At 39.4% G+C, this 23,943-nt stretch carries 14 protein-coding genes; 10 read left to right on the top strand and 4 right to left on the bottom strand.

The window, feature by feature from the left end; translation table 11 throughout:
- Positions 1-572: 572 nt before the first annotated feature.
- The 9 genes from ZA05_RS00110 to ZA05_RS00070 all read left to right on the top strand — a co-directional run bounded on the left by ZA05_RS00110 (position 573) and on the right by ZA05_RS00070 (position 10,459).
- Positions 573-1,163: a CDP-alcohol phosphatidyltransferase family protein gene (locus tag ZA05_RS00110; protein WP_053989837.1), complete on the top strand. Its 591-nt coding sequence runs from the start codon at positions 573-575 to the stop codon at positions 1,161-1,163.
- A 7-nt stretch (positions 1,164-1,170) separates the two neighbouring features.
- On the top strand, positions 1,171-2,388 hold the full coding sequence (locus ZA05_RS00105; RefSeq protein WP_053989836.1) for a metallophosphoesterase: 1,218 nt from the start codon (positions 1,171-1,173) through the stop codon (positions 2,386-2,388).
- Positions 2,389-2,569: 181 nt separating this feature from the next.
- The gene (locus tag ZA05_RS00100) at positions 2,570-3,661 is read left to right on the top strand and encodes a fatty acid desaturase (protein WP_053989835.1); all 1,092 of its coding nucleotides are present in this window, start codon (positions 2,570-2,572) and stop codon (positions 3,659-3,661) included.
- An 11-nt stretch (positions 3,662-3,672) separates the two neighbouring features.
- Positions 3,673-5,082, top strand: coding sequence for a membrane dipeptidase (locus ZA05_RS00095; RefSeq protein WP_053989834.1), 1,410 nt, complete (start codon positions 3,673-3,675; stop codon positions 5,080-5,082).
- A gap of 175 nt (positions 5,083-5,257) precedes the next feature.
- Complete coding sequence (locus tag ZA05_RS00090) at positions 5,258-5,587, top strand: helix-turn-helix transcriptional regulator (RefSeq protein WP_053989833.1); 330 nt, start codon at positions 5,258-5,260, stop codon at positions 5,585-5,587.
- Between the two features lie 46 nt (positions 5,588-5,633).
- The gene (locus ZA05_RS00085) at positions 5,634-6,098 is read left to right on the top strand and encodes a DUF6428 family protein (RefSeq protein ID WP_053989832.1); all 465 of its coding nucleotides are present in this window, start codon (positions 5,634-5,636) and stop codon (positions 6,096-6,098) included.
- A 13-nt stretch (positions 6,099-6,111) separates the two neighbouring features.
- Complete coding sequence (locus ZA05_RS00080) at positions 6,112-6,732, top strand: low molecular weight phosphatase family protein (RefSeq protein ID WP_053989831.1); 621 nt, start codon at positions 6,112-6,114, stop codon at positions 6,730-6,732.
- On the top strand, positions 6,732-7,784 hold the full coding sequence (gene arsB / locus ZA05_RS00075; RefSeq protein ID WP_053989830.1) for an ACR3 family arsenite efflux transporter: 1,053 nt from the start codon (positions 6,732-6,734) through the stop codon (positions 7,782-7,784). Before ZA05_RS00080 ends, arsB begins: the two co-directional genes overlap by 1 nt.
- Before the next feature lie 242 nt (positions 7,785-8,026).
- Entirely contained in the window at positions 8,027-10,459 is a 2,433-nt protein-coding gene (locus ZA05_RS00070; protein ID WP_053989829.1) for a glycoside hydrolase N-terminal domain-containing protein, read from the top strand.
- Positions 10,460-10,500: 41 nt separating this feature from the next.
- Here the strand turns inward: ZA05_RS00070 and ZA05_RS00065 are convergent, their stop codons facing one another.
- The 4 genes from ZA05_RS00065 to ZA05_RS00050 are packed head-to-tail and all read right to left on the bottom strand — an operon-like array spanning position 10,501 to position 13,908.
- Positions 10,501-10,890, bottom strand: a complete 390-nt coding sequence (locus ZA05_RS00065) for a YchJ family protein (protein WP_053989848.1) — start codon at positions 10,888-10,890, stop codon at positions 10,501-10,503.
- 8 nt (positions 10,891-10,898) lie between these two features.
- Positions 10,899-11,258 carry a hypothetical protein gene (locus ZA05_RS00060; RefSeq protein ID WP_053989828.1) on the bottom strand — a complete coding sequence of 120 codons (360 nt, stop codon included), beginning with the start codon at positions 11,256-11,258 and terminating at the stop codon, positions 10,899-10,901.
- Between the two features lie 31 nt (positions 11,259-11,289).
- The gene (locus ZA05_RS00055; RefSeq protein WP_053989827.1) at positions 11,290-11,514 is read right to left on the bottom strand and encodes a hypothetical protein; all 225 of its coding nucleotides are present in this window, start codon (positions 11,512-11,514) and stop codon (positions 11,290-11,292) included.
- A gap of 39 nt (positions 11,515-11,553) precedes the next feature.
- Entirely contained in the window at positions 11,554-13,908 is a 2,355-nt protein-coding gene (locus ZA05_RS00050) for a patatin-like phospholipase family protein (RefSeq protein ID WP_053989826.1), read from the bottom strand.
- 427 nt (positions 13,909-14,335) lie between these two features.
- On the opposite strand from ZA05_RS00050, the gene ZA05_RS00045 reads away from it, so the two are divergent.
- Positions 14,336-23,943 (top strand): LamG-like jellyroll fold domain-containing protein (locus tag ZA05_RS00045; protein WP_157514466.1); only part of this gene is annotated, 9,608 nt, incomplete at its 3' end.

Below are 23,943 nucleotides of genomic sequence, written 5' to 3'. Positions count from 1 at the left end.
CCAATCCACCGTTGGCTTTGGAAAAATGAACAAAGACAAGCCAATAACTAAAGAAATCCATCCAATTAAAGTGACAATCAATTTCTCGTTCATTTCCCAAATATTATGAAACAAAATATTAAGCAATCCCACCAATATGGCAATAAAAGCGGTGAGAATCAAAAATTTTTCATTCCTTAAATCCTTAAATATTTGTCGGATCCGTTTTGGGTTAAAACTTAGTACAAAAAAGAAAATGATAAGATACCATCCCCAAAATTTAGTTAAAAAAGCTGAAGCATCCATGGTATGTTAGTTTTTGTGTTTGCGTGTCAAAACCAGTTTTATGGTCACAACACATCATCTGTACTAAGCTATAAATAAACCCGTTAACATAAAATGATAATTATCAATATAAAGCTCTATTTTCCACTTTTTTTGGTCCTTTACATTCTAAAAGTCTGAGAAATATCATAGTAAAATTTATTGGGCAAGCGTACCTTTATTCCTATTCAGGCAACAAGAACATTTGCAATGCAACGTATTTCTTTTTAAATTAAATCCTGCCTAGATGCAATAGGTTAACACGATACATGTTTACGTTTAAAAATTTCAATATTGCCGATTGGTTTTCATTCTACAGGATTATCATTTCTCCTTTGCTTTTGGTTTTGATTTGGCTGGATTTAAGATTCGCTTTTTCTTGTTTTTTACTTGTTAGCTACCTTACAGATGCCATTGACGGCCAACTGGCCAGAAAACTAAAAATCACCAGCCCAAGAGGCTCCCAATTAGACTCTGTTGGAGATCAAATCACCCTGATTATGGGCTTAATAGGCCTTTTAAATTTTGAATCCGATTTTATAAAAACCAACCTAACCCTAATTTTAATTGCATTTCTCCCCTTTGTTCTTCAAATGTTTATAGCCTACTACAAATACGGTAAGGCCACTGCCTTTCATACTTATTTGGCAAAACTATCGGCCGTAGTACAGAGCGTATTTATTCTATGGTCCCTATTTTTTAGTCCAGAGTATCCCCTTTTTTACATCATGTTGATTATTGGCATCCTGGAAACCGTGGAAGAAATAACACTTATTTTTATGTACGATACATGGGCCTCGGATGTTAAAGGAATTTATTGGGCCTTGAGGGACAAGCGCCGATTGGAAAACAAACAATAGAACGATCATGAAAAGCTATTCATTGTTTTCCATATTACTACTTTGCTTAGCGATCTTGATTGTGGATGCAATGGCCTTTCATTGGCTCCAATCCATTACCAAACTTTTTAGTTCTTCTACTTTAAGAATTGCAATAAACATTTTGTTTTGGACTTTCACCATTGGTCTAGTGGTTGGCATTATCATCTTAAAAGTTATCCTCGACGATATCAACCCAAGGAGAAAGCAATTACTCATTTCTTCCTTGTACGGACTAACCGTGTCATCGTTCATCCCTAAAATTGTCTTTGTAATTGTTATCTCAATTTTGTTTTATGCGAATCAAGCTTTTTCGGAAACCGAGTCGGCAGTCATCATTCCTATTGTAGGCTTACTGTCTGGAGTGCTCCCTTTTGCAGTGATTCTCTACGGAATTTTCAAAGCGGTATACCGCTTTAAGATCATTCACCATAAATTGAATTTCAAGAACCTTCCCGAAAGCTTTCATGGCTTGAAAATCGTCCAAATATCCGATTTGCACATTGGCAGCTTCAACTATAAATATGACATCCTCGAAAAAGCTGTAAAGCTCATCAACGACCTCCACCCAGATGTCATTGTTTTTACGGGAGACCTGGTCAACAACTATGCATGGGAACTAATAGGCTGGGATAAAGTGCTAAATAAACTAAAGGCTACCAAAGGAAAATATGCGGTATTAGGCAATCATGATTATGGGGATTACTCCAAATGGGATCATGAAAAGGACAAAAAGGAAAATTTTAATGACATAAAGGATTTTTTCAAAAAAATAGACTTTACATTGCTCATGGATAGCTCTGAAACTTTAGAAGTCAATAACGAAAATATTGTCTTTATTGGAGTGCAAAATTGGGGAACTCCCCCCTTTAAACAATATGGCGACCTAAAAAAGGCCCTAATAAACACTGAGCATATTCCTTTTAAAATTCTATTATCGCACAACCCCACCCATTGGAGCGAAGAGGTCCTTGACAAAACCGATATTGCACTAACCCTATCTGGGCACACCCACGGCATGCAATTTGGGGTCAATTACAAAAACAAAACATGGAGCCCCATAAAATACAAGTACAAACATTGGGAAGGTCTGTACATGCACCATGAACAATTTTTATATGTCAACAAAGGCTTGGGCTGGCTGGGATTCCCTGGTAGGTTGGGCATGCGCCCGGAGATTACTTGGTTTGAATTACAAAATAAATAATAACACAAGCCTTATAGGGTGAATACATTTTCAAACAAACTTCTAAGAACTATTCTTTCAAACATTTACAACCAGCATCAATCAACTGAATATCACGTATTTAAATTGTTGAAAACAAAATTTCCTTATCTTAGTATTTCCTTTCATTAACCAATCACATCCAATTGGATGTAAAGTAACAATGATCAAATCAAGGCCAAAATACATTAATACTGAAAGGGACAAAATGTTATTCCTAGAATTAAAAAGATTAACATATGAAATGATTAAGTCCCTTCCACAATCACGAATACACCAACTTAAAATCAAATTATTCGTCTACCCATTAATATATTTTGGGCTTTATTTAATTGCATTATACAACTCAAATAATATTGGAGTCTATTTCCTTTGTTTTTCTATAATGGGTTTAATGGTTGTTGTAATTTTTTGCGAGTTAATACACGAACTTACCCACAATAATATTTTCAGTAAGTCCTTTCATAACAAAATAGCCCTTAATCTATTTGATCTTCTTGGCGCAAACAGTTACATATGGCAAAAAAGACACCTTAACCTACATCATCAATATCCAAACGTTAACGGTTGGGATGCCGATATTGAACAAAAGGGGCCTATTTCAATTTTTCCTAGTGAAGAAAATAAGAGCATTACAAAATATCAACACCGATATATTTTTTTATTATATCCCTTATTCATGCTTAATTGGTTATTTATTCGTGATTTCCGTGATTTTTTTTCAAAAAAAAGAATTATCAAGAAGATACTAAAAATTCCAACGATAGAATATTTCAAGTTGTTCCTTTTCAAATTCCTGTACATTTTCACCCTTGTAATTATTCCATTTGCATTTGCCAAAACACATATACTCCAAGCCCTAGGAGGACTGCTTTGTCTCACCATTTCTGGAAGTATTTTAGCTATGATTGTTCTTTTAACTCCCCATATAAATGTCTCCAATGAATTTCCTCAAACTAATTCAAAAGGGAAAATCAATACTTCATGGTTCCGTCACCAACTTATAACTACAAATGACATTGACAATTCAAATTGGTTCACTCGCAACTTTATGGGAAACTTTAACTTTCATGTTGTTCATCATATTTTCCCACACATTAGCTCTGTTTATACACCCGAAGTCACCTCTTTATTAAAGTCCTTTTGTAAAAAAAACAATTTGCCATATAAATCATATCCGCTCAGTTTAGCATTAAAAAAACACTATGAACTCATTTGTAAAAATGCTTTATCATTTCACGAAATGGATTTATAATATATTATACTATGAGTTCTAAATTTCAATTTTCGGATCTACATTGCCATCCAAATCTAAAAACGTTTGGCCACTCATTTAACAAAGGAAACTCAACAAAAAAACAAAATGTCTGGTACTATAATCCGCCAAACTTTTTCACCAAACTATTAAACATAACTCTTGGAGTAACCAAATTTTCTCAAGTAGATTTCACTACGCTTAGTAAAGGAAATGCTAAAATTATCTTTGCTTCATTATATCCTTTTGAGAAAGGTTTTTTCATAAACGCAGCAGGGCGCGGCCCCTTTTCGGCTTGGTTAGGGCATTTTGTTACTGATATTGGATTTCATAGAATCAGACATTTACAACAACACACGGACTATTTCACTGATTTGGAAATGGAATACAATTTTCTAAAAAACAGTCAAAAATCATTCAAAATTAACGATCATGAATATCGTTGGAGTTTAATTTCAGACCAAAACGCATTGAACAAGTCACTTTTAAACAACAATGAAATAGCAGTCATTTTAAGTATCGAAGGTGCACATGTATTTAATACTGGTCTTTCTGAATATGGAAAAGCCACCTCAGAACTTGAGGTTATCAAAAATATTAGAAAGATCAAAAAATGGGAACATCCTCCTTTTTATATAACATTTGCCCATAATTTCAACAATGATTTATGTGGGCATGCCGAAAGCCTGGAACCAATAAAATATTTTGTAAATCAAAATAAGGGAATGCATTCAGGTTTCACTAAAATTGGAATTAAAGTATTGCATGAATTACTTTCCTTCCAAAATGGCAAACCAATTTACATAGATATCAAACACATGAGTTTGCAATCAAGAAAAGAATATTTCAAAATTTTGGAACATGATTATTCAGAGAATATCCCTCCAACAATCGTAAGTCACGGAGCCGTAAATGGGCTATCCATAAAACAAAAAACAAGGAATAGCAACTCAGATTATTTCTATCATTCTGACATCAATTTTTTTGATGAAGAAATAGAACTCATTGGAAAATCAAACGGTCTTTTTGCTATTCAATTTGATACTCGCAGAATTGCTAATCCCAAATTTGTAAAAAAAACACTTAATTCATTATGGCGTGAAGAAAATGCTCACTTGGCAGCGGAAGTCATTTGGCAACAATTAAAGTATATAGCTGAAATTCTGGACAAAAAAAAATTGTTTGCATGGGGAACAGCATGTATAGGCAGTGATTATGATGGCACAATAAACCCTTTACCAGGAATTTGGACAGCTGAATATTTTTACTCCATACATCAAGAATTACTGAAAAAAGCATCCGAATATTTAAAAAGTACAAATCCTCTAACCTTGAATGAAAACAGAACAATAACTCCCGAAGAAATTTCATCTAGATTCTTCTTTAAAAATACCCATAACTTCTTACAATCATATTATTAAAAATGAACACACTAAGCTTTTACACCTTTCTCTTTAAATAAATTACCTCTCCCCACCTACCGAATTTTATAATGTATCTTCTGTTTTCCAACTAGTTTACCAATAAAAGATTGACTAAAAATTTTGACACTACTTTATTTAATCGTAATATTGCAATGAAACAATCAATACAATTATGGGCATTACCAAAACTGAAATATTTACCGATTACCAAAACCAAATTGCTACGTTGGCCAAAGCATTTGGGCATCCTGCAAGAGTAGCAATTTTAGAACATTTATTCAATATTAATGCTTGCGCCTGTGGTGATTTGGTAGATGAAATTGGCTTGGCCCAACCCACCATTTCGCAACACCTAAAAGAACTTAAAAAGCTAGGGCTGATTAAGGGCAACATAGAAGGCACAAGTGTTTGCTATTGCATTCACAAAGAAAATTGGGCCGAGATAAAAACCCTCTTTAGTGAATTCTTAAATAAGGACATCTCCAATTCAGATTGTTGTTAAAAATCGAACACACGTTTAATCGCATCAATGCTATAAATCTATAGATATGAAACTATCAGAAGTAAAAAAACACTTGGAACAGTTGGATACGCTAGCGTTCCAACTACCAAACGGCTCCTTGGTACCTGAACATTTCCACGTAACGGAAATAGGAAAAATCACCAAACACTTTATCGATTGTGGTGGCACTGTTAGACAGGAAGAAGTCATCAATTTCCAACTTTGGAATGCCAACGATTACAACCACAGATTGCATCCTGAAAAACTTGTTCACATTATAGAACTTTCCGAAAAGACGCTTGGGCTAAATGATACTGAGATTGAAGTGGAATACCAAGGAGAGACCATTCAAAAATTTGGTTTGGATTTCGACGGCACTCAATTCCAGCTTACCACAAAACAAACAGATTGTTTGGCAAAAGACAACTGTGGCATCCCTGTCGAAAAACCTAAAGTAAAATTATCAGACCTACAAAACGCTTGTTGTACTCCTAACAGCGGTTGTTGTTAATTATCATCAAAATATGTCATTATTCAAAAAACTAGAGGAATTTATCCCTACCCTGGATGTGAATTCCATTTCGGAAGAACGCAAGGAAACGCTTCAGCCACTTGTGGATTACATCCAAAAAAAAGTAACGGATAAAAACGATATCCGTATCAATTTTATTTGCACCCACAATTCTCGAAGAAGCCACCTATCGCAAGTTTGGGCACAAACCCTGGCCTACCATTTTGGGATCAAGCAGGTATTCTGCTATTCGGGAGGTACAGAAGCTACCGCCTTGTTTCCAATGGCGGCTCAAACCCTTCAGAACACAGGGTTTGAAATTGCAACTTTGTCTGAAGGTTCCAATCCTGTTTACAGTATTAAATACGCTGGAAACGCCCTCCCAATCATTGGTTTTTCGAAAAGGATGGATGATGAATTCAATCCGAAATCGGAATTTGCAGCTATTATGACCTGCGACTCTGCCAACGAAGCCTGCCCAATTGTTCCTGGTGCCGAACAACGCATTCCTATTATGTTTGAAGACCCGAAAGCCTTCGACAACACACCTCAGCAAGCTGAAAAATACAGCGAACGCAGTAAGCAAATTGCCACCGAACTTTTTTATGTATTCTCTAAAATCCAAACTAACTAATGGCTACTAAAAAATTAAGTTTTCTAGACCGTAATCTCACGCTATGGATTTTTGTTGCCATGGCATTTGGAATTGGCTTGGGGTATTTTTTCCCTTCCTTTCCAGATTATATCAACTCTTTCAATCAAGGGACCACCAATATTCCTATTGCGATTGGATTGATTTTAATGATGTACCCACCTTTGGCAAAGGTGAATTATGCCCTATTACCACAGGTGTTCAAAAACAAAAAAATCCTATCCATTTCATTGGTTCTTAACTGGATTATAGGGCCTGTGCTAATGTTTGTTCTGGCCATCATCTTTCTACGCGATTACCCAGAATATATGGTGGGCTTGATACTCATTGGATTGGCGCGCTGTATTGCTATGGTACTCGTTTGGAACGACCTTGCCGAAGGCAGCAGCGAATATGGCGCAGGATTGGTAGCACTCAATAGTATTTTCCAAGTATTTGCCTATAGTTTTTATGCCTGGATTTTTATTACCATCCTTCCTCCCTATTTTGGGTTTGAAGGTGCTATTGTAGATATTTCCATTGGAACCATTGCCGAAAGTGTGGCTATTTATCTGGGAATTCCATTCCTAATGGGGATTTTAAGCCGATTGATTTTGGTCAAACTAAAAGGTGAAGCTTGGTATATGAACACTTTTATACCACGAATCTCCCCAATGACACTTATTGCGTTATTGTTTACCATTGTGATCATGTTCTCCCTAAAAGGTGAATTGATTGTTGAAATTCCAATGGATGTGCTCATCATTGCCATTCCGTTATTGATCTATTTCGGACTCATGTTCATCATTGGATTTTTCGTTACCAAATCTATGGGTGCCGAATATGACAAAACCGCTTCTGTGGCCTTCACGGCAGCCGGTAACAATTTTGAATTGGCCATTGCGGTAGCCATTGCAGTATTTGGACTGAATTCCGGACAGGCTTTTGCAGGCGTTATTGGCCCCTTGGTTGAAGTACCAGCTCTGATCTTGTTAGTAAAAGTAGCTTTCTGGTTGAAAGACAAATATTATGTCAAAGCCAAGGCTAGTGCTTAAATAACCTTGTTGTCTTAAAAATAAAAAATGCCCTTTTTAAGGGCATTTTTTTATTTCAATTACCAAAGTACGGATATTTCCATGGAAGCATCAAACCTTGAATAACTTCAGCTAAAAAATCGAGTTAAATCTACCTAGAACCTTTCAAAAACGTAACCATCTCAGGGTAATTGGTTATCTTTACATTTTATTAAGGTCATTTAGACCTTAACCCTTAAAAATTATTAGAACACGCCATCCATATGAATTCCAAACTATATCTTCTTGCTTGTTTTTGCTTTACTATAGCCTTCACTTCTTGTGAACAAAAAGCTGTTGAGCCACAGACTTTCAATATGAAATTATGGTACAAGGAACCTGCCAAGGCTTCGGTAACCGACGATCCAAATGGATGGAACGATGACGCGGAGTGGTTGAAAGGCCTACCGATGGGAAATGGCGCTTTTGGAGCTGTTGTATTTGGCGATGTGCACAAGGAACGTATTCAGTTGAACGAAGAAAGCATGTGGTCTGGAAGTGAAAACGACAATAACAATCCAGACGCTTTTCCAGCCCTCGGAAAGATCCGAGAGCTTTTATACGAAGGCAAGTACAAAGAGGCTACAGAACTTACCAACGCTACCCAAATCTGTAAAGGAGTGGGGTCGGGATACGGTAGCGGGGCCAATGTTCCTTTTGGCTGCTTCCAAACCTTGGGTGATTTGTGGATTGATTTTGAAAACAAACAACCTTACGAAAACTACCATAGAGAACTGGATCTTGAAGATGCGGTTTCCAGAATTCAATATACCCAAGATGGTGTCAACTATACACGGGAAGTTTTTGTGAGCCATCCAGACCAATTAATGGTAATTAAATTAACGGCGGACCAAGCTGGAAAGCTTTCCTTCAACAGTAGTATGAGTAGACCAGAACATGCTCAAATCCATGTTGAAAATGATCAATTGATCATGGAAGGCACTATGACCGACGGTAAAGAAGGTGAAGGCCTAAACTATATGGTGCGTCTTTCTGCAGTCAACAAAAATGGGGACCTTAGTTATACAGACGATAAGCTTGTGGTTAAAAATGCTGATGAAGTTACCTTATTGCTAACCGCCTCAACAGACTATGTGTTGGACTATCCAAAATATAAAGGACGTCCTTATAAAGACCTTACCCAAACTCACCTTCAAAATGGAAAACAAACGTCTTACGAAGACCTTTTAAAAAGGCATGTAACAGATTACCAACAATACTACAAAAGAGTCGATTTAAGCTTAACTTCCAACCTAAGGGATACCATTCCAACCGATGTAAGGCTTCAAAACTTTAAAACCTCAACAACCGATTTACATTTGGTGGAATTGTTGTTTCAATACGGGCGCTACTTATTGATTTCGTCCTCTAGACCTGGAACCCTTCCTGCCAATTTACAGGGCATTTGGGCCAATAAAGTACAAACCCCTTGGAATGGCGACTACCATACCGATGTAAATGTACAGATGAATTATTGGCCAGCCGAAACCACCAACTTAGGAGAAATGCACCTACCGCTTTTCGACTTGACAAAAACACTGCAAACTCCAGGATCGGAAACAGCCAAAGTCCATTATAATTCTGATGGTTGGGTGGTGCATCCTATCACCAATGTTTGGGGCTACACCTCTCCGGGAGAAGGTGCCAGTTGGGGCATGCACGTCACAGGAGGCGCTTGGTTGACCTCACATATCATGGAGCATTATTACTTCACTTTGGATAAAGCCTTTTTGAAAGACACCTACCCTATTTTAAAGACTTCAACCCAATTTTACATGGATTGGTTGGTTGAAGACAAGCTTACAAGCGCTTTGGTATCTGGGCCATCAGTATCTCCTGAGAACACCTTTATTGCTCCAGATGGCAGCAAGTGCCAAATTTCTATGGGCCCCTCTCACGACCAACAGGTGATTTGGCAACTTTTCAAAAACTTTATAGATGCCTCAAATGCACTGGAAATAGACGATGAATTTGTACAACAGGTAACAGTTGCCCAAGAACGTTTGGCAAAACCAAAAATAGGTGCCGATGGCCGATTGATGGAATGGAACGAAGCATTCGAGGAAGTAGAGCCAGGGCACCGTCATATCTCCCACTTATTTGGTTTGCATCCAGGCTATCAAATAGATGTTGAGGAAACCCCTGAATTGGCTGCTGCAGCAAAGAAATCATTGGATTTTAGAATTGCCAATGGTGGTGGCCATACAGGTTGGAGTGCTGCTTGGTTGATCAATCAATATGCTAGATTGGGAGAAGCTGAAAATGCCCTCCATGGATTGGAAATGGTACTGCAAAAAAGTACCAATCCTAACCTATTCACTTCGCACCCACCGTTTCAAATTGACGCCAATTTTGGAACAACTGCCGGTATTGCAGAAATGCTATTGCAAAGTCAATCAGGAAGCATTCGTCTGTTGCCTGCCCTCCCAAAATCTTGGGCCAATGGAAGCTACAAAGGACTTTGTGCCCGTGGTGGCTTTGTTGTAGATATTACCTGGGAAGCTGGCATTCCGGTTGATGTTAAAGTATTTTCCAAAGAAGGTGGTGAATGCACCTTGGAATTTAAAGGACAAAAAATCACTTTTGATACCGAAAAGGGAAAGGCATATTTCCCTATAAAAGAACAAAATCCTTTTGGTGCTATTTCTGGGGAATAGCACCTCAACGATTTTCTATTTAACGTGCATGCTTGAATCTTTTATTTCACAGCATCCAGATATACCCAATGGCCATTTTCCTTGCAAAATCTAGAGTTTTCATGGATGACCTGTATTTGGCCATCTTCCATAAAAAAGGCTTTGAATTCTACAGTTCCCGTATCGTCTGAGGCTGTTCCTTTCGTGGTATTCAGTACTTCCAATTTTATCCAATCTACAGACTTTGCCCATTGCTGAATTTCCTTCTTCTCTCGCCTTGAAGGCCGTTTACTACTGTGGTGGCTTTTCTGCAAATAGTCAATATCCGCCAATACAAAAGCACTGTATCTGGAACGCATTAAAGCTTCGGCAGTATTCACCGACAGAAGGTTATCATGCGCCTTTTGGCAGCATTCATGATATAATTTGGATGGGTCGCACGGACATTGCATACCAATCATTAATTAACGAGTTCCTTTTTATCTTTAATCCTAAAGCAATGTTCTTCTCCCAAATACAATGGGTTGCCATGCTTTTCGGACCAAAATCCGTCCAGGATATCTTTGGAAATACATCTATAAACAGCAACCCCTTTATAAGTGTTTCCGTCCTCACCGCTGTATTTAAAATTTAATACTAAAATTTGATCCTTGAAAAACCCTGTACCCGTTTGCACTTGTTCTCCGTTAATCAACCAATTGGCCACTATTCTATTGTTGGCATCCAATTCCAAAGTCAAAACGCCTTTATAGGAATGTTCGGTATCATCCTGATTCTTTCCCAAAAGGCTAAAATTGCCAACAATATCCTCAACCGTCATCAATACGTACTTTTTTTTTAAATTTAAGCTACTAATCTTCCCAACCACAAAGTGTCCGCTGTAAATCCCTTGCTTCCTCTAAGGACACTTTGTAAATATCGGTAGAGCAGTTGGACAGGCCTCGGCAAGACTTATTGTAATGGTATTTTTTACTGTATTTTCCCTTACAAATATACACATTAGTCTCCGCAATAGTAAAGGAACTTAAGACACCTACAGCGATGCCTACAAGCGAAATATGCTTTAATAATTTCATGGTTGGTTTGAGGTTTTAAAAGTGAAAATAGCCCTGTAATTAATCTGGAATATTCAACAAGAGACCCGCTCCAAAAAAGAGCTGTAATCTATTTAAATTATTCATATAGCTCATATCCAGATGAACAGGCCCTAAAAAGGACGCATAAGAAAAAGTGACGCCTGTAGAAAACATAATACCAGGATCGTTTGCATTGATCCATTTGTCCTGCTCCTTAAAGGCATTTTTCATATAATCGGAAAAGCCACCAAATCCCACATAGGCCCAATTGGCATAAGGCGTTATGTAGATTTTTCTAATGGGAGTCCATTGGCATCCCAAATTGAATTTGGTGAATTGTGTAACAACCAATTCAGCATGGTCAATACCCTGAAATTTATAAGTATCACGCCTAGGTTTATCCAAGTAACCGCCTAAAAAAAACTTTCCCGAATGTCCGTGATCCAAAAAAGAAATGTCCTCATCATCAGGAGCATCCAAAAACATGTAACCGGCATCGGCCCCAACAATTATCGAAGTACTGGCCCCCAAGGGTATGCGCCTTTCATATTCAAAACTAACCTTTGTAAAGCCGTCGGTACTACCATGGGCATCATATTCAAATTGCTCTACATAAGACACGTCAACATCATGCACCAAGGACCTCCCTATTCTCGTATAGATTTTAGTGCCTCGTTTTGCAAAAAATACCTGGTGGAAGCTGTTATAAGAAAAGTGCGCACTCAGCTCTAAATTTGCAAAGCTATAACGCCTAACATCATAGGCATTATTATTGACCGAAGGATCTGTTTTAGGCTTGATATTCGAATATTCATAAGCCAAATCTACACCAATATAACTTTTGAAAGGGTTCAGGTTTCTATTGAATTGAGTATTGAATCTGTTATATTTATTTACCAGTTCGTCGCCTCTTACCCCATTCCCGTAATAGTGCTGATTAATGCGCTCCCAAAAGAACTCTGTTCGTGACCACCACTTTTTAAGCTTTCCAAAATTGGTTTGGTATTGAACCCTAAACCTTGGCTGTTCTGCAATGTCCAATCCCACTAACAATCGAGATGCATTGCCAAGGATGTTTCTACCGGTATAATTTGCGATTAGCCCAACTCCATGGTTGGTATCATAATGCAAAGCACCACTTAGTTGATGCCTACTTTTTTCGGACACTACCAAATTTAAGGTTGTGACTCCATTTTTTTCTTCCAAATAGTAATTTATCTGAAAAAAAAGCTCGGTTCCCATTGCCCTATCAATTGCCAAGATAATCTCCTTGGTGGTGTAACTTTTATTGGCCTCCAACAAGGTCCTGGCCTTGACTAAATTTAAATTGGCCTCACTTATGTTTTGATACACAATTCTATCAATGTGGATAGTATCTGTAACCTCCGGCAATTGATGCTCCCTTTGGGGAAATTGCTTTAGTTTTTCGGCTAACTCCACTAAAGCTGGTACACTCAAATCCCGGGCGATTCTACCTTCTCCATAAATAGCACCGCTCTTTTCAAAATCTTGGGTGGAATAGGTGAGATTTTTGGTATGGTCCAGTAAGATGTCGCATTGGGCCCTACTTTCATCATTTTTAAGATTACTGGTGAGCATGGACGTTTGAAACAAAATAGTCGCCATATTATTGAGCTCTTCTATAGGTTGCAGTCCGCCCCCCACATCACTCCCTATAACAATATCTGCTCCCATTTGTTTAGCAACATCCACAGGAAAATTATCCACAACCCCTCCATCTACCAATAGTGTCCCGTTGTAAGGTACAGGTGCAAACACACTAGGAATGGACATACTTGCTCTAACAGCGACACCCAATTGTCCATCTTTGAGCACTACTTTTTGCCCATTTACCAAATCGGTGGCAATAGCACGAAAAGGAATGGCCAATTCATCAAAATTGTCAATATTATACACTGGATGCATTAAAAGGCTGAAAAACTCCCTTAGATTTTGGTCTTTCAAAATAGAGGGTTTTATTTGGGGCTTACCATCCACAATATCCAGACTCAACAAATACCGTTGAAACTCACTTTTTTCTTCTACGCCTACATCTTTTAGCGAGACAGTTCCTCCCAACAAATCGTTCCATTTTGCGGTTTGAGCCAATTTTGCAATGCTATCTCCAGAATAGCCCATAGCATAGAGACCTCCAACAACACTTCCCATACTAGTACCCACAACCATATCCGGAACAATCCCCAAACTATCCAAAGTTTGTATCAAAGGGATATGGGCAATCCCTTTAGCTCCACCTCCACTAAGCACCAAGGCTACCTTAGGTTTTTCTTCTTGGACAGTTTCTCCTTGAGGAGTGTCTTCTTGAGACATCATATTTGAAGGTAGAACCACCAGCGTACAAAAGAAGATTCCCAAAAGGGATTTTTTATACATGTTCGCTTTTGAAAACAAGATTGTTTTTAAAAAGTTTTGGTCCCGCATTTGATTGTGTCTTTTCGTACAACAAGAAACAACATTTACGGATAAATTTCAGTTAAAATTAGAGATTATTTAGAATCCATTACCTCCGCAAAACACGTTAATCAAACAACTTAAAATCAACCTGTTACAGATTAAACCTACGAAACTAATATAAAATTCCTACCAAAAAAAGCACATAAAGTTAAAAGGTGTTGTTTGTCGATTTTATTTTATAACCTACTGGTTTTAAGATACTTTTAAGTAACTCCTTAATACAAGTAACAGCTTGATTAATAGCCATTGTTTCTACAATAACCAAAAGATTTTTTGAGATTGATTTTTGGTTGTTGTGGTATTGTTTGCCCCAGGTTTTCATAACCCTATTAACAACAATGTGACTATGAAATACCATTACCCAAGCGTTATCCAATTGGCTGTGCTGTTATTAATTTCAAATCTCAGCTTCCCTAAAACCAATTTAATAGATCAATACATCAGTCTGAATGATGTTTCTATCATTTTAAGCAATAATGTTTCGATAACAGAAAATCTTGTTGAATCTTCAAATTCTATCTCAGCACTAAATATAGATAATTGTCCTAGTGATATAACCGTAAGTAATGATCCTGGGATATGTGGTGCCACTGTTATTTTTAACCCAACTCCTGATACAGGAAACACTATACAGCAAACGGCTGGCCCTTCTTCTGGGAGTGTATTTCCTATTGGAACCACGGCTGTTTCTTTTGAGGAATTAGATGGTTCAAATAATGTTGTTGACACTTGTAATTTTACTGTAACTGTAAATGATAATGAAGCTCCTACCGCCTCCAACCCCTCCCCTGTTAACGTTCAGTGCACGGCCGATGTCCCGGCTGTGGACATTTCAATCGTAAATGACGAGGCAGATAACTGTGCAGGCCCCATTACAGTGGCCCACGTCTCCGATGTGTCTGACGGGAACTCAAATCCAGAGGCCATCACTAGAACCTATTCGGTCACAGATCTGGCCGGAAACTCCATAAACGTCTTACAGACCATTACTGTAGACGATATAACGGTTCCAACGGCCTCCGACCCCGTCCCTATTAATGTTCAGTGCTCGGCCGATGTCCCGGCTGTGGACATTTCGGTCGTTAATGACGAGGCAGATAACTGTGCAGGTCCCATTACAGTGGCCCTCGTCTCCGACGTGTCTGATGGGAACTCAAATCCAGAGGTCATCACCAGAACCTATTCGGTCACAGATCTGGCCGGAAACTCCATAAACGTCTTACAGACCATTACTGTAGACGATATAACGGATCCAACGGCCTCTGACCCCGTCCCTATTAATGTTCAGTGCTCGGCCGATGTCCCGGCTGTGGACATTTCGGTCGTAAATGACGAGGCAGATAACTGTGCAGGCCCCATTACAGTGGCCCACGTCTCCGACGTGTCTGACGGGAACTCAAATCCAGAGGCCATCACTAGAACCTATTCGGTTACAGACCTGGCCGGAAACTCCATAAACGTTGTACAGAACATTACTGTTAATGATACAACAGCCCCTGACGTACAATGTCAAAATACCACCATTGCATTGGAGCCTTCAACTGGGAATGTTTCAATCTCACCAAGCGATATTGATTTTGGCTCTGATGACAATTGTGGAATTGTAAGTTGGGATTTGAGCGTTACTTCATTTGATTGCTCCAATATAGGAGACAATACAGTCACCTTAACTGTAGAAGATGCAGCTGGTAATAGCAGTTCCTGTAGTGCGACAGTAACTGTTACAGACAACAGTACTTCAGCCTCCGTTGCCATTGCAAGTACTACGGGAACAACCCTTTGCTCTAATGAGGATATTACCTTCAATGCCACTCCCAACAATACTGGCAATGGAGTGGAATATACTTGGTACACAAATACCGGTTCTGGATTTTCAGCAGTTTCTGGACCATCACCAGACTCGCAATTAACACTGAACAATCCCGTAGCAGATGGTACCCAAGTAAAAGTTGAGATTACTTCTAATGATTTTGCTTGCCCTGTGGAAAGTGATGATATTACACTAACTGTAAACACTACCGTCACGCCTTCCGTAGTTATCCAAGCTACCAACAATACCATTTGTGAGGGGGAATCGGTTACTTTTTCAACTATTCCAGCATCAACCTTAAATATGGGGGCTAATCCCAGTTATTCTTGGCAACTCAATTCATCTGAAGTAGCAACAACTTCCACCTATACCGCTAGTGATTTAAATGATGGAGACGTAATCCAATTGGTCATGACCCCTGATCCGAGTGTCCAATGTCCAGCCCCTTCCACAGCTACTAGTAACAGTATTTCCATGACGGTTAATGCCCCTCCAGCAGTGGGCGTCAATGCTTCTGAAACTCAAATATGTCTTGGAGATCAGGTTACCTTGTCAGGAACTGGAGCGCAATCCTATTCTTGGGATCAAGGGGTAACGGACGGCGTTGCCTTTTCGCCCACAACCACGCAAACCTATACAGTTACAGGAACCGATGCCAATGGCTGTCAAAATACTGCTTCTATTGAGATTATGGTAAATGAACTCCCAACCGTTGAGGCTAATGCCTCAGACATTGAAATCTGTCTTGGAGAAGAAGTTACTTTATTTGGAAGCGGGGCAAGTACTTATACTTGGGATCAGGGAGTGTTCAACAACGTGCCTTTCTCTCCTGCATCTACCCAAACCTATACAGTTACAGGAACTGATGCCAATGGCTGCCAAAATACTGCTACCGTAACTATTACGGTAAATCCATTACCGACGCTTAGTACAATAGACGCATCCGTTTGTGGAGAAGGGCAGTCTTCTGTCGATTTAAATTCATTGGTTACTACCACTGGTACAACAATTACTTTTCATGGCTCTCAGTCAGATGCTGATGATGACTTAAATCCAATAGCAGCCCTTGTTAGCCCGACCAGCCCAGAAACTTATTATGTTAGAAGTGAACTAGCCTCTGGTTGTTATGTAACCGACATGATGGGTATTTCAATAAACCCATTACCTGCTCTAACAACTTCCGATGGATCGGTCTGTGCCTCTGGGCAATCCAGTATAGACCTCAATAGCCTAGTAGACAATAATGGTGGTGGAACGCTTTCTTTTTATGAAAATGAAACTGATGCTGAGAATGGTACTTCAGCAATATCTACAATAGTATCTCCTACCACATTAACAACTTACTGGGTTAGAAGTGAACTAGGAACTGGTTGTTATGATACTGCTAGTATTCAAATTTCCATTGACGACCTGCCAACTGTAAATGCTGGCACAGATCAAGATATTTGTTTAGGAACTTCTTTTGATTTGAGTTCAATTGCTTCCGGTTCTTTGGACACTACCCTTACTTATCACGAAACGCAATCTGAAGCTGATAATGGTGCTAACTCAATTTCTCCAAATGTCACCCCAAGCAGCACTACAACTTACTTTGTAAGAGGTGAAAATTCATCCACGGGATGTTATAATACAGACTCAATCACGATTACAATCATTCCCGATGCTACAATTGCATTAAGTTCAGGAAATGCCGATCAGGAAGTTTGTTTTAACGAGGACATTTCACAAATCACTTTCAATTTAGGAGGCGGTGCAACTGGTGCTACTATTAGTGGTCTTCCAGCAGAATTTACAGGAAATTACAATTCTGGGACTAATACCTACACTATTGATGGTTCAACAGCTGTATCTGGAACTTATAACTATATAGTAAACACAACTGGCTGTGGTACGGCAAGTTCAAATGGTACCATTACTGTTTTTCCCGGGCCACCTGAAACACCAACAGAAATTATTGGGGTTACGGGAATTTGTCCCCCTGCTACAGAAACATACAGCATCAGCATTTCAGACCCTTCGAATGTCACTAATATCAATTGGGTTGTTCCTACTGGATTCACAATCACTTCAGGCCAAGGTACAGAGGAAATTACTGTTACGGCAGGTTCAACAGCATCTACTGGAAACATAACTGTAACCCTAACAAACCCATGTGATAGTTCAGTAATTAGCCTACCTATTTCCGTAGACACTTTTGCCTATGTAAATGCTGGTACTGATCAATATATATGTTCTAATGAAACTTCTGTTGAGCTGCAAGGGGCTATTGGAGGAGTTGTAGACCATAAAAATCACTTTGACTGGTCAGCATCTGTAAACGGAGGTAGTTTTAACTTCCCAAATGGAAGTATTAATGGTCAATTAAATCCAACATACAACCTTCCCAACAATACAAATCCGGGAGACATCATTACAATTACAATTTATACCACAGGTAATATTACAAATAATACTTGTGCTGATGGAGGAACTGTAATCGATACAATGCAAATCTTTATTTTGGAAGATCCAACCGCTACTGCAAGCATTACCGGAGCAAATCCTGTTTGTGAAGGTAATAGTTCTGAAATTACCTTTTCAGCTACGGCCTCCCCCAATATGGAGCTTATTCTTACCTATAATATTAATGGAGGTGCTGATGAAACCATCAATCTAAGCACCAATGGCTCTGGAAATGCTTCTTTTGTATTGGACACAGGAACCTTGACAGCAGATACCACATACAATTTACTAAGCATTGCGTATGCCGAAACTCCCACTTGTACACAAACACTTCCTGATTCACTAACCATAGCTGTAGATCTTGATGCTACAATGAGCTCTCCTTCAAATAACAATCAAACCTTATGTTTGGGAGATTCTTTGGACGACATAGAATTTACAATTGGAGGCACCATTACCAATGTATCACTTAGTGGAAACTTGCCAATAGGAATAGGCTACGATGACAGCAATCCTTCATTGTTTACAATCTCAGGAACTGCTAATGAACCTGGAACTTTTAGCTACACGGTTGAAGCCACAGGTCCCTGCGAACTGGCTTCGGAATCAGGTACTATTACAGTCCTAAACACGCCTTCAGCTTCCATAGCTATTTCAGGAGACTCCCCAATTTGTGAAGATACTAGTTCCGAAATCACTATTTCGGCCACTGCCTTTCCAAATAGCGATATTGTGGTTACCTACAATATCAATGGAGTTACTCCCCAAACTTTTAACACAACAACCGATGGTTCTGGAGATGCCTCCTTTATTGTTAATACAGGTAACTTGACAGCAGATACCACCTATAATTTGGTTAGTATTGCCTATGTTGATTCACCAAACTGTGAAGAAACGCTCTCAAATTCAGCAACCATAATCGTTACTCCGGATGCAACCATCACTACACCTTCAAACAATAATCAAACTATATGTTTAGGGGACTCTTTAGACCCAGTAGTATTTGATGTTACGGGAGACATTACAAATGTTGACGCTACTGGACTTCCTTCTGGATTAAGCTTAGTTTATGACGATGTCAATTCAACCTTTACCATTACAGGAATCCCAAGCGATGCTGGAGATTTTGAATATACGGTACAGACCATTGGAAACTGTGTTCAAGCCAATACCCTTGGAAATATTACCGTTCTTGACACGCCTTTTGCTTCCATAAGTATTTCAGGTGACTCCCCGATTTGTGAGAATACCAGTTCCGAAATCACAATTTCGGCCACAGCCTTTCCTAACAGTGATATTACAATAACGTATAATATCGATACTGGTGGCGATCAAACTTTAAGCGCGACAACAGATGATACAGGGAATGCTGCTTTCACAATAGATACCGGGAATCTAACAACCGATACAGCTTATAATTTACTAAGTATTGCCTACGTTGCTTCTCCATCATGTGAAGAAACACTTTCTGGCACTGCAACCATAACAGTTACACCTGATGCAACAATCAATACCCCTTCCAATATAAACCAAACCATATGTTTGGGCGATGCTTTAGATCCTATAGAGTTTACTGTTTCAGGAGACATTACGAATGTTACGGCAAGTGGCCTTCCCTCTGGAGTAACTCAAAATTTTGATGGGACTTCTACATTTACAATTTCGGGCACACCAAGTATATCGGGAGATTTCAACTATACTGTAAACACTCAAGGCAGTTGTGAACCAGCCTCCATATCTGGAATTATTACCATTAAAGAACCGCCTGTTATTACCACGCAACCTCAGAATTTAGGAGTATGTGCCAGTGAAGCAGCGAATTTCACGGTAATTGGAGCGGGTGATGATCTCACCTTTCAATGGTATGGTGGCACGGCTCCGGGAGGCACTCCTATCACTTCAAATTCCAATATTAGCATCACTTCCAATACAACCTCCAGCACCTTAAGTTTCGGCCAAGTAAGCATGAGCGATGCGGGATCTTACTACGTGATTGTTAGTGGTGACGGTAGTTGTACGCCTGCAACCTCAAATGCTTTCAGCATAAATGTGAACCAGGAAATCACTATTACCAGTGAATCTACAGATCTAGAAATTTGTGAAGGTAACGATGCTGTTTTTAGCGTGGATGCTGAAGGAACTATTACAAGCTATGAATGGCACCAGGTGGGAAGTCCTGACATTGCCCTGAGTGATGGTGGAAACATTTCAGGCGCAGACACCTCTGAACTAACCATTTCAAATCCAACAACCTCAGATTCGGGAAGCTATTATGTTGTAATTACAGGACCTGGAGGGACTTGCCCAAGTATTTCGTCTTCTCCGAAAATATTGACAGTCACGGCCCTCCCCACAGCAAGCATAATCTATTCAGACAGTCCGTTTTGCGATAACATTGCAACGGAACAAGCAGTTACTTTAACTGGGACTAATGCCTATACTGGTGGAACCTATTCCGCGCCTTCTGGATTAACTATTGACCCTTCAACCGGTGCCATATCCCCTTCCTCAAGTGATCCGGGCACCTATGTAGTATTATATACTGTTCCTGCTTCCGGGGGGTGTGACGCTGTTTCCACAACCACCAACGTTACAATCTCTCCATTACCAACGGCCAATATTAGTTATGACGAACCTGCGTATTGTGAAACCGACGCCACTCCAATTGTTGTTACTTTAACTGGCACCAATAACAGTGGAGGAACATATAGTGCATCTCCTGCTGGACTGAATATCAATCCCTCAACAGGCCAGATTTCGGCAAATACAAGCACTGTTCAAGAATATACCATATCATATACTATTGCTGAAGCTAATGGTTGTGAAGCTGTTGTAGCTACAACCACAATCAGTATAGACCCCCTACCTGTGGCAACTTTCTATTATGGTGATCCCGGTATTGATGCGGAATATTGCCAATCAGGAACAGACCCTAGCCCAGTTTTTACAGGAGGCGGAATTGCAGGTTTATTTTCGTCTTCGTCACCAAATTTGGTTTTTGTTGATTCTGATGGAGACAACAATTCACCTACGGGAATAATCGATCTTTCAGCTAGCCAACCAGGCACTTACACAGTTACAAACACAATTGCAGCTTCCAATGGTTGTGAAGCTGTTTCCTCTGATTTTGAAATTACGATAGATCCTCCTGTAAATGGAGGAATAATTACAGGGACTGCCATTGGTCCTGACGGGACCTTAAGTTCTAGTTCTGTATTATTAGTATGTGCCGAAACCGGTGGTGATTTGACACTCTCAGGTCATTCCGGCTCCGTAATTCATTGGCAATATTCTGATGACAATGGCCAAAATTGGACTGATATCGTTACCGACAGCACTTCCATTTCATATACCGACATCTTGGACACTCGTTTATATAGAGTTTTGGTAGATGGCGGAAGTTGTGGACAAACCTATTCGCAGGTTGCTGTGGTAAGTGTAGTTCCTAGCGATTTGAGACCTAGCCCTGTAACCGTATCAGACTACATCCTCTGTTTAGGGGATTCTTCTCATTTTACGGCTGAAAGTAGCATCGCTAATGGGCAGTTTATTACTGGAGGAAATTTTCAAACCGGTCAATTAAACACTCAGGACCCTGACAGTTGGTTAGTTGATGGTCAAACCGGTAACTGGACAGCCAATGGAGACAATACCAATCCTCCTCATGATTGGTCAGGAACCAATCCTCATCCCTTTGGAGGAGGTGTGTTTTTAGATTCAGGTGATCCCAAATTTGCCATTGCCGATGGAGAAATTAATACCCAACTAGAAACACCTATATTTAACACTTTTGGTTTGGAAGATGCCATTTTTGAATTTGATTATGCCTATGTGCTGCCTGATGAAGACGATTATTTTCTAGTTGAAATTTCCATTGATGGAGGAGCAACCTATTTACCTACTCCTTTATGGGAAGTAAACGGTGGTCCTGGAGTGGAATCTGGAAACTACAATCCTTTTTCCGTCAATCATTTTTCTTACGATCTTTCCACCTATCCAGATATGAACCTTTTGGGGATTCCTAATTTAAGAGTCAAATTTACCTATAATGGAAATACTCCAGAAAGTCTGGTTGCCATGGATGGCATTACCCTACCTGCACCTCCAATAGAAGATGTTATAGTATGGACTGATATAGGTGAAGATGTTATGTATTTCACCAATGAAATAGACGTAACTCCTCCAGAACCAGGCATGCACACCTATGCTGTTACCTCTTATTTAGTGAATAGTTGTGGCTATACCGTAACGCCTGAAAATTCAGAATTTGTAGACATTGAGGTTTATGACAATATCATTGCCCAAGCTGGAGTAGATCAAATTTTTGACACGACAGAATGTGGGCTGACCTATGCCTCTCTTAGTGCCAACGATCCATTTCCTGGGCCGACAACCTATCATAACTCCTTAGGAGGAAACTGGACCGTCACTTCAGGCCAGACGGATGGTTTTGCTTTTTCTGACACAACAGATCGCTTTGCGACATTTACTGGAATGCCGGGAGAAACTTACACTTTGGCTTGGACCATTGATAATGTGGCCTGTGAGCCTTCTACCGATTCCATCGATATTTCATTTACAGCCTGTGCTACCCTGGATTTTGATGGTATTGACGACAACGTAACATTTAGAAATCACTATGATCCAAATGCAGCCTTCTCCTTTGAAGTTTGGATAAAACCCGATGCAACCAATGGAAATATACAGACTATTTTATCCAAACGCGATGGTTCTGCCAACGGTTCAGGTTATGATTTAAGACTCGTTAATAATATCCTATCTTTTCATTGGGACAATAATTCAGTTTCCTCAAGTTATCCAATCAACACAAGTAGATGGTATCATGTTGCTGTGACCTTTGATGGAGGCAACTATTTGATGTATGTAGATGGCATTGAAGTGGGTTCCGCTTCTGGTAGTGCACCTTCAAATACATCCTACGAATTCCTCTTGGGAGCTATGGATCAAGCCGCAGCCGGAGGCAACCCTAACCCTATAAATTTCTATGAAGGTTGGATGCAGGAATTCAGGTTTTGGGATACGGCTTTGACTCCTCCACAAATAAGAATGATGATGAACCAACAAATTATAGATAATGGTGGAGCTGTTAGAGGAAGTGTTGTTCCTATAGATGTTCCTGGATTAAGTTGGAACAACCTTGTCGCTTACTATAGAATGAACCAAGCAACGGAGGTCATGAATGGATTTATTGTACCAACCGATGGTACGGGTGCCTTTAATGGTCAACTTAGAAATATTACCACTTGGCAAGAGGATACGGCTCCACTTCCATATACCACTATTAACAATGGTAATTGGACAGACCTATCTCCAAGCACTCCGTGGCTATATGGCAACTCTGTTTGGGACTTCCCAAATAGTATTGGGATAGACAGCAGCACTCCCATCGACTGGAACATTGTGCAAACCGGGCATAACATCATTTGTAATTCTCAAGATTTAACCTTGTTAGGTTTTTTGGTAGATACAGGGGAAATTACCATAACCAATACAGGCCCACAAGATGAAACCAATTCAGGACATAGTTTATGGGTAACCAATTATTTAAAATTGGATGGACAAATTGATCTTATTGGTGAATCTCAATTGGTACAGAAGAGATATAATACAAATCAATTAAATGAAAGTATTTTGGAACCTACAAGTAGTGGATTCATTGAAAGGGACCAACAAGGGACATA

This window comes from Mangrovimonas sp. TPBH4 (genome assembly GCF_001280505.1).
In the GTDB taxonomy this organism is placed as follows: Bacteria; Bacteroidota; Bacteroidia; order Flavobacteriales; family Flavobacteriaceae; genus Mangrovimonas_A.
The sequence above is the reverse complement of the archived record's forward strand: the minus strand, read 5'-3'. Positions and strand labels throughout refer to the sequence as shown.

Excerpts from the sequence above, each read along its gene's own strand:
- ZA05_RS00050 (WP_053989826.1), bottom strand. The coding sequence starts at position 13,908 with ATGTATAAAAAATCCCTTTTGGGAATCTTCTTTTGTACGCTGGTGGTT.
- ZA05_RS00090 (WP_053989833.1), top strand. The coding sequence starts at position 5,258 with ATGGGCATTACCAAAACTGAAATATTTACCGATTACCAAAACCAAATT.
- ZA05_RS00085 (WP_053989832.1), top strand. The coding sequence starts at position 5,634 with ATGAAACTATCAGAAGTAAAAAAACACTTGGAACAGTTGGATACGCTA.
- arsB (WP_053989830.1), top strand. The coding sequence starts at position 6,732 with ATGGCTACTAAAAAATTAAGTTTTCTAGACCGTAATCTCACGCTATGG.
- ZA05_RS00065 (WP_053989848.1), bottom strand. The coding sequence starts at position 10,890 with ATGCAATGTCCGTGCGACCCATCCAAATTATATCATGAATGCTGCCAA.
- ZA05_RS00105 (WP_053989836.1), top strand. The coding sequence starts at position 1,171 with ATGAAAAGCTATTCATTGTTTTCCATATTACTACTTTGCTTAGCGATC.
- ZA05_RS00070 (WP_053989829.1), top strand. The coding sequence starts at position 8,027 with ATGAATTCCAAACTATATCTTCTTGCTTGTTTTTGCTTTACTATAGCC.
- ZA05_RS00080 (WP_053989831.1), top strand. The coding sequence starts at position 6,112 with ATGTCATTATTCAAAAAACTAGAGGAATTTATCCCTACCCTGGATGTG.
- ZA05_RS00100 (WP_053989835.1), top strand. The coding sequence starts at position 2,570 with ATGATCAAATCAAGGCCAAAATACATTAATACTGAAAGGGACAAAATG.
- ZA05_RS00095 (WP_053989834.1), top strand. The coding sequence starts at position 3,673 with ATGAGTTCTAAATTTCAATTTTCGGATCTACATTGCCATCCAAATCTA.
- ZA05_RS00110 (WP_053989837.1), top strand. The coding sequence starts at position 573 with ATGTTTACGTTTAAAAATTTCAATATTGCCGATTGGTTTTCATTCTAC.
- ZA05_RS00060 (WP_053989828.1), bottom strand. The coding sequence starts at position 11,258 with ATGACGGTTGAGGATATTGTTGGCAATTTTAGCCTTTTGGGAAAGAAT.
- ZA05_RS00055 (WP_053989827.1), bottom strand. The coding sequence starts at position 11,514 with ATGAAATTATTAAAGCATATTTCGCTTGTAGGCATCGCTGTAGGTGTC.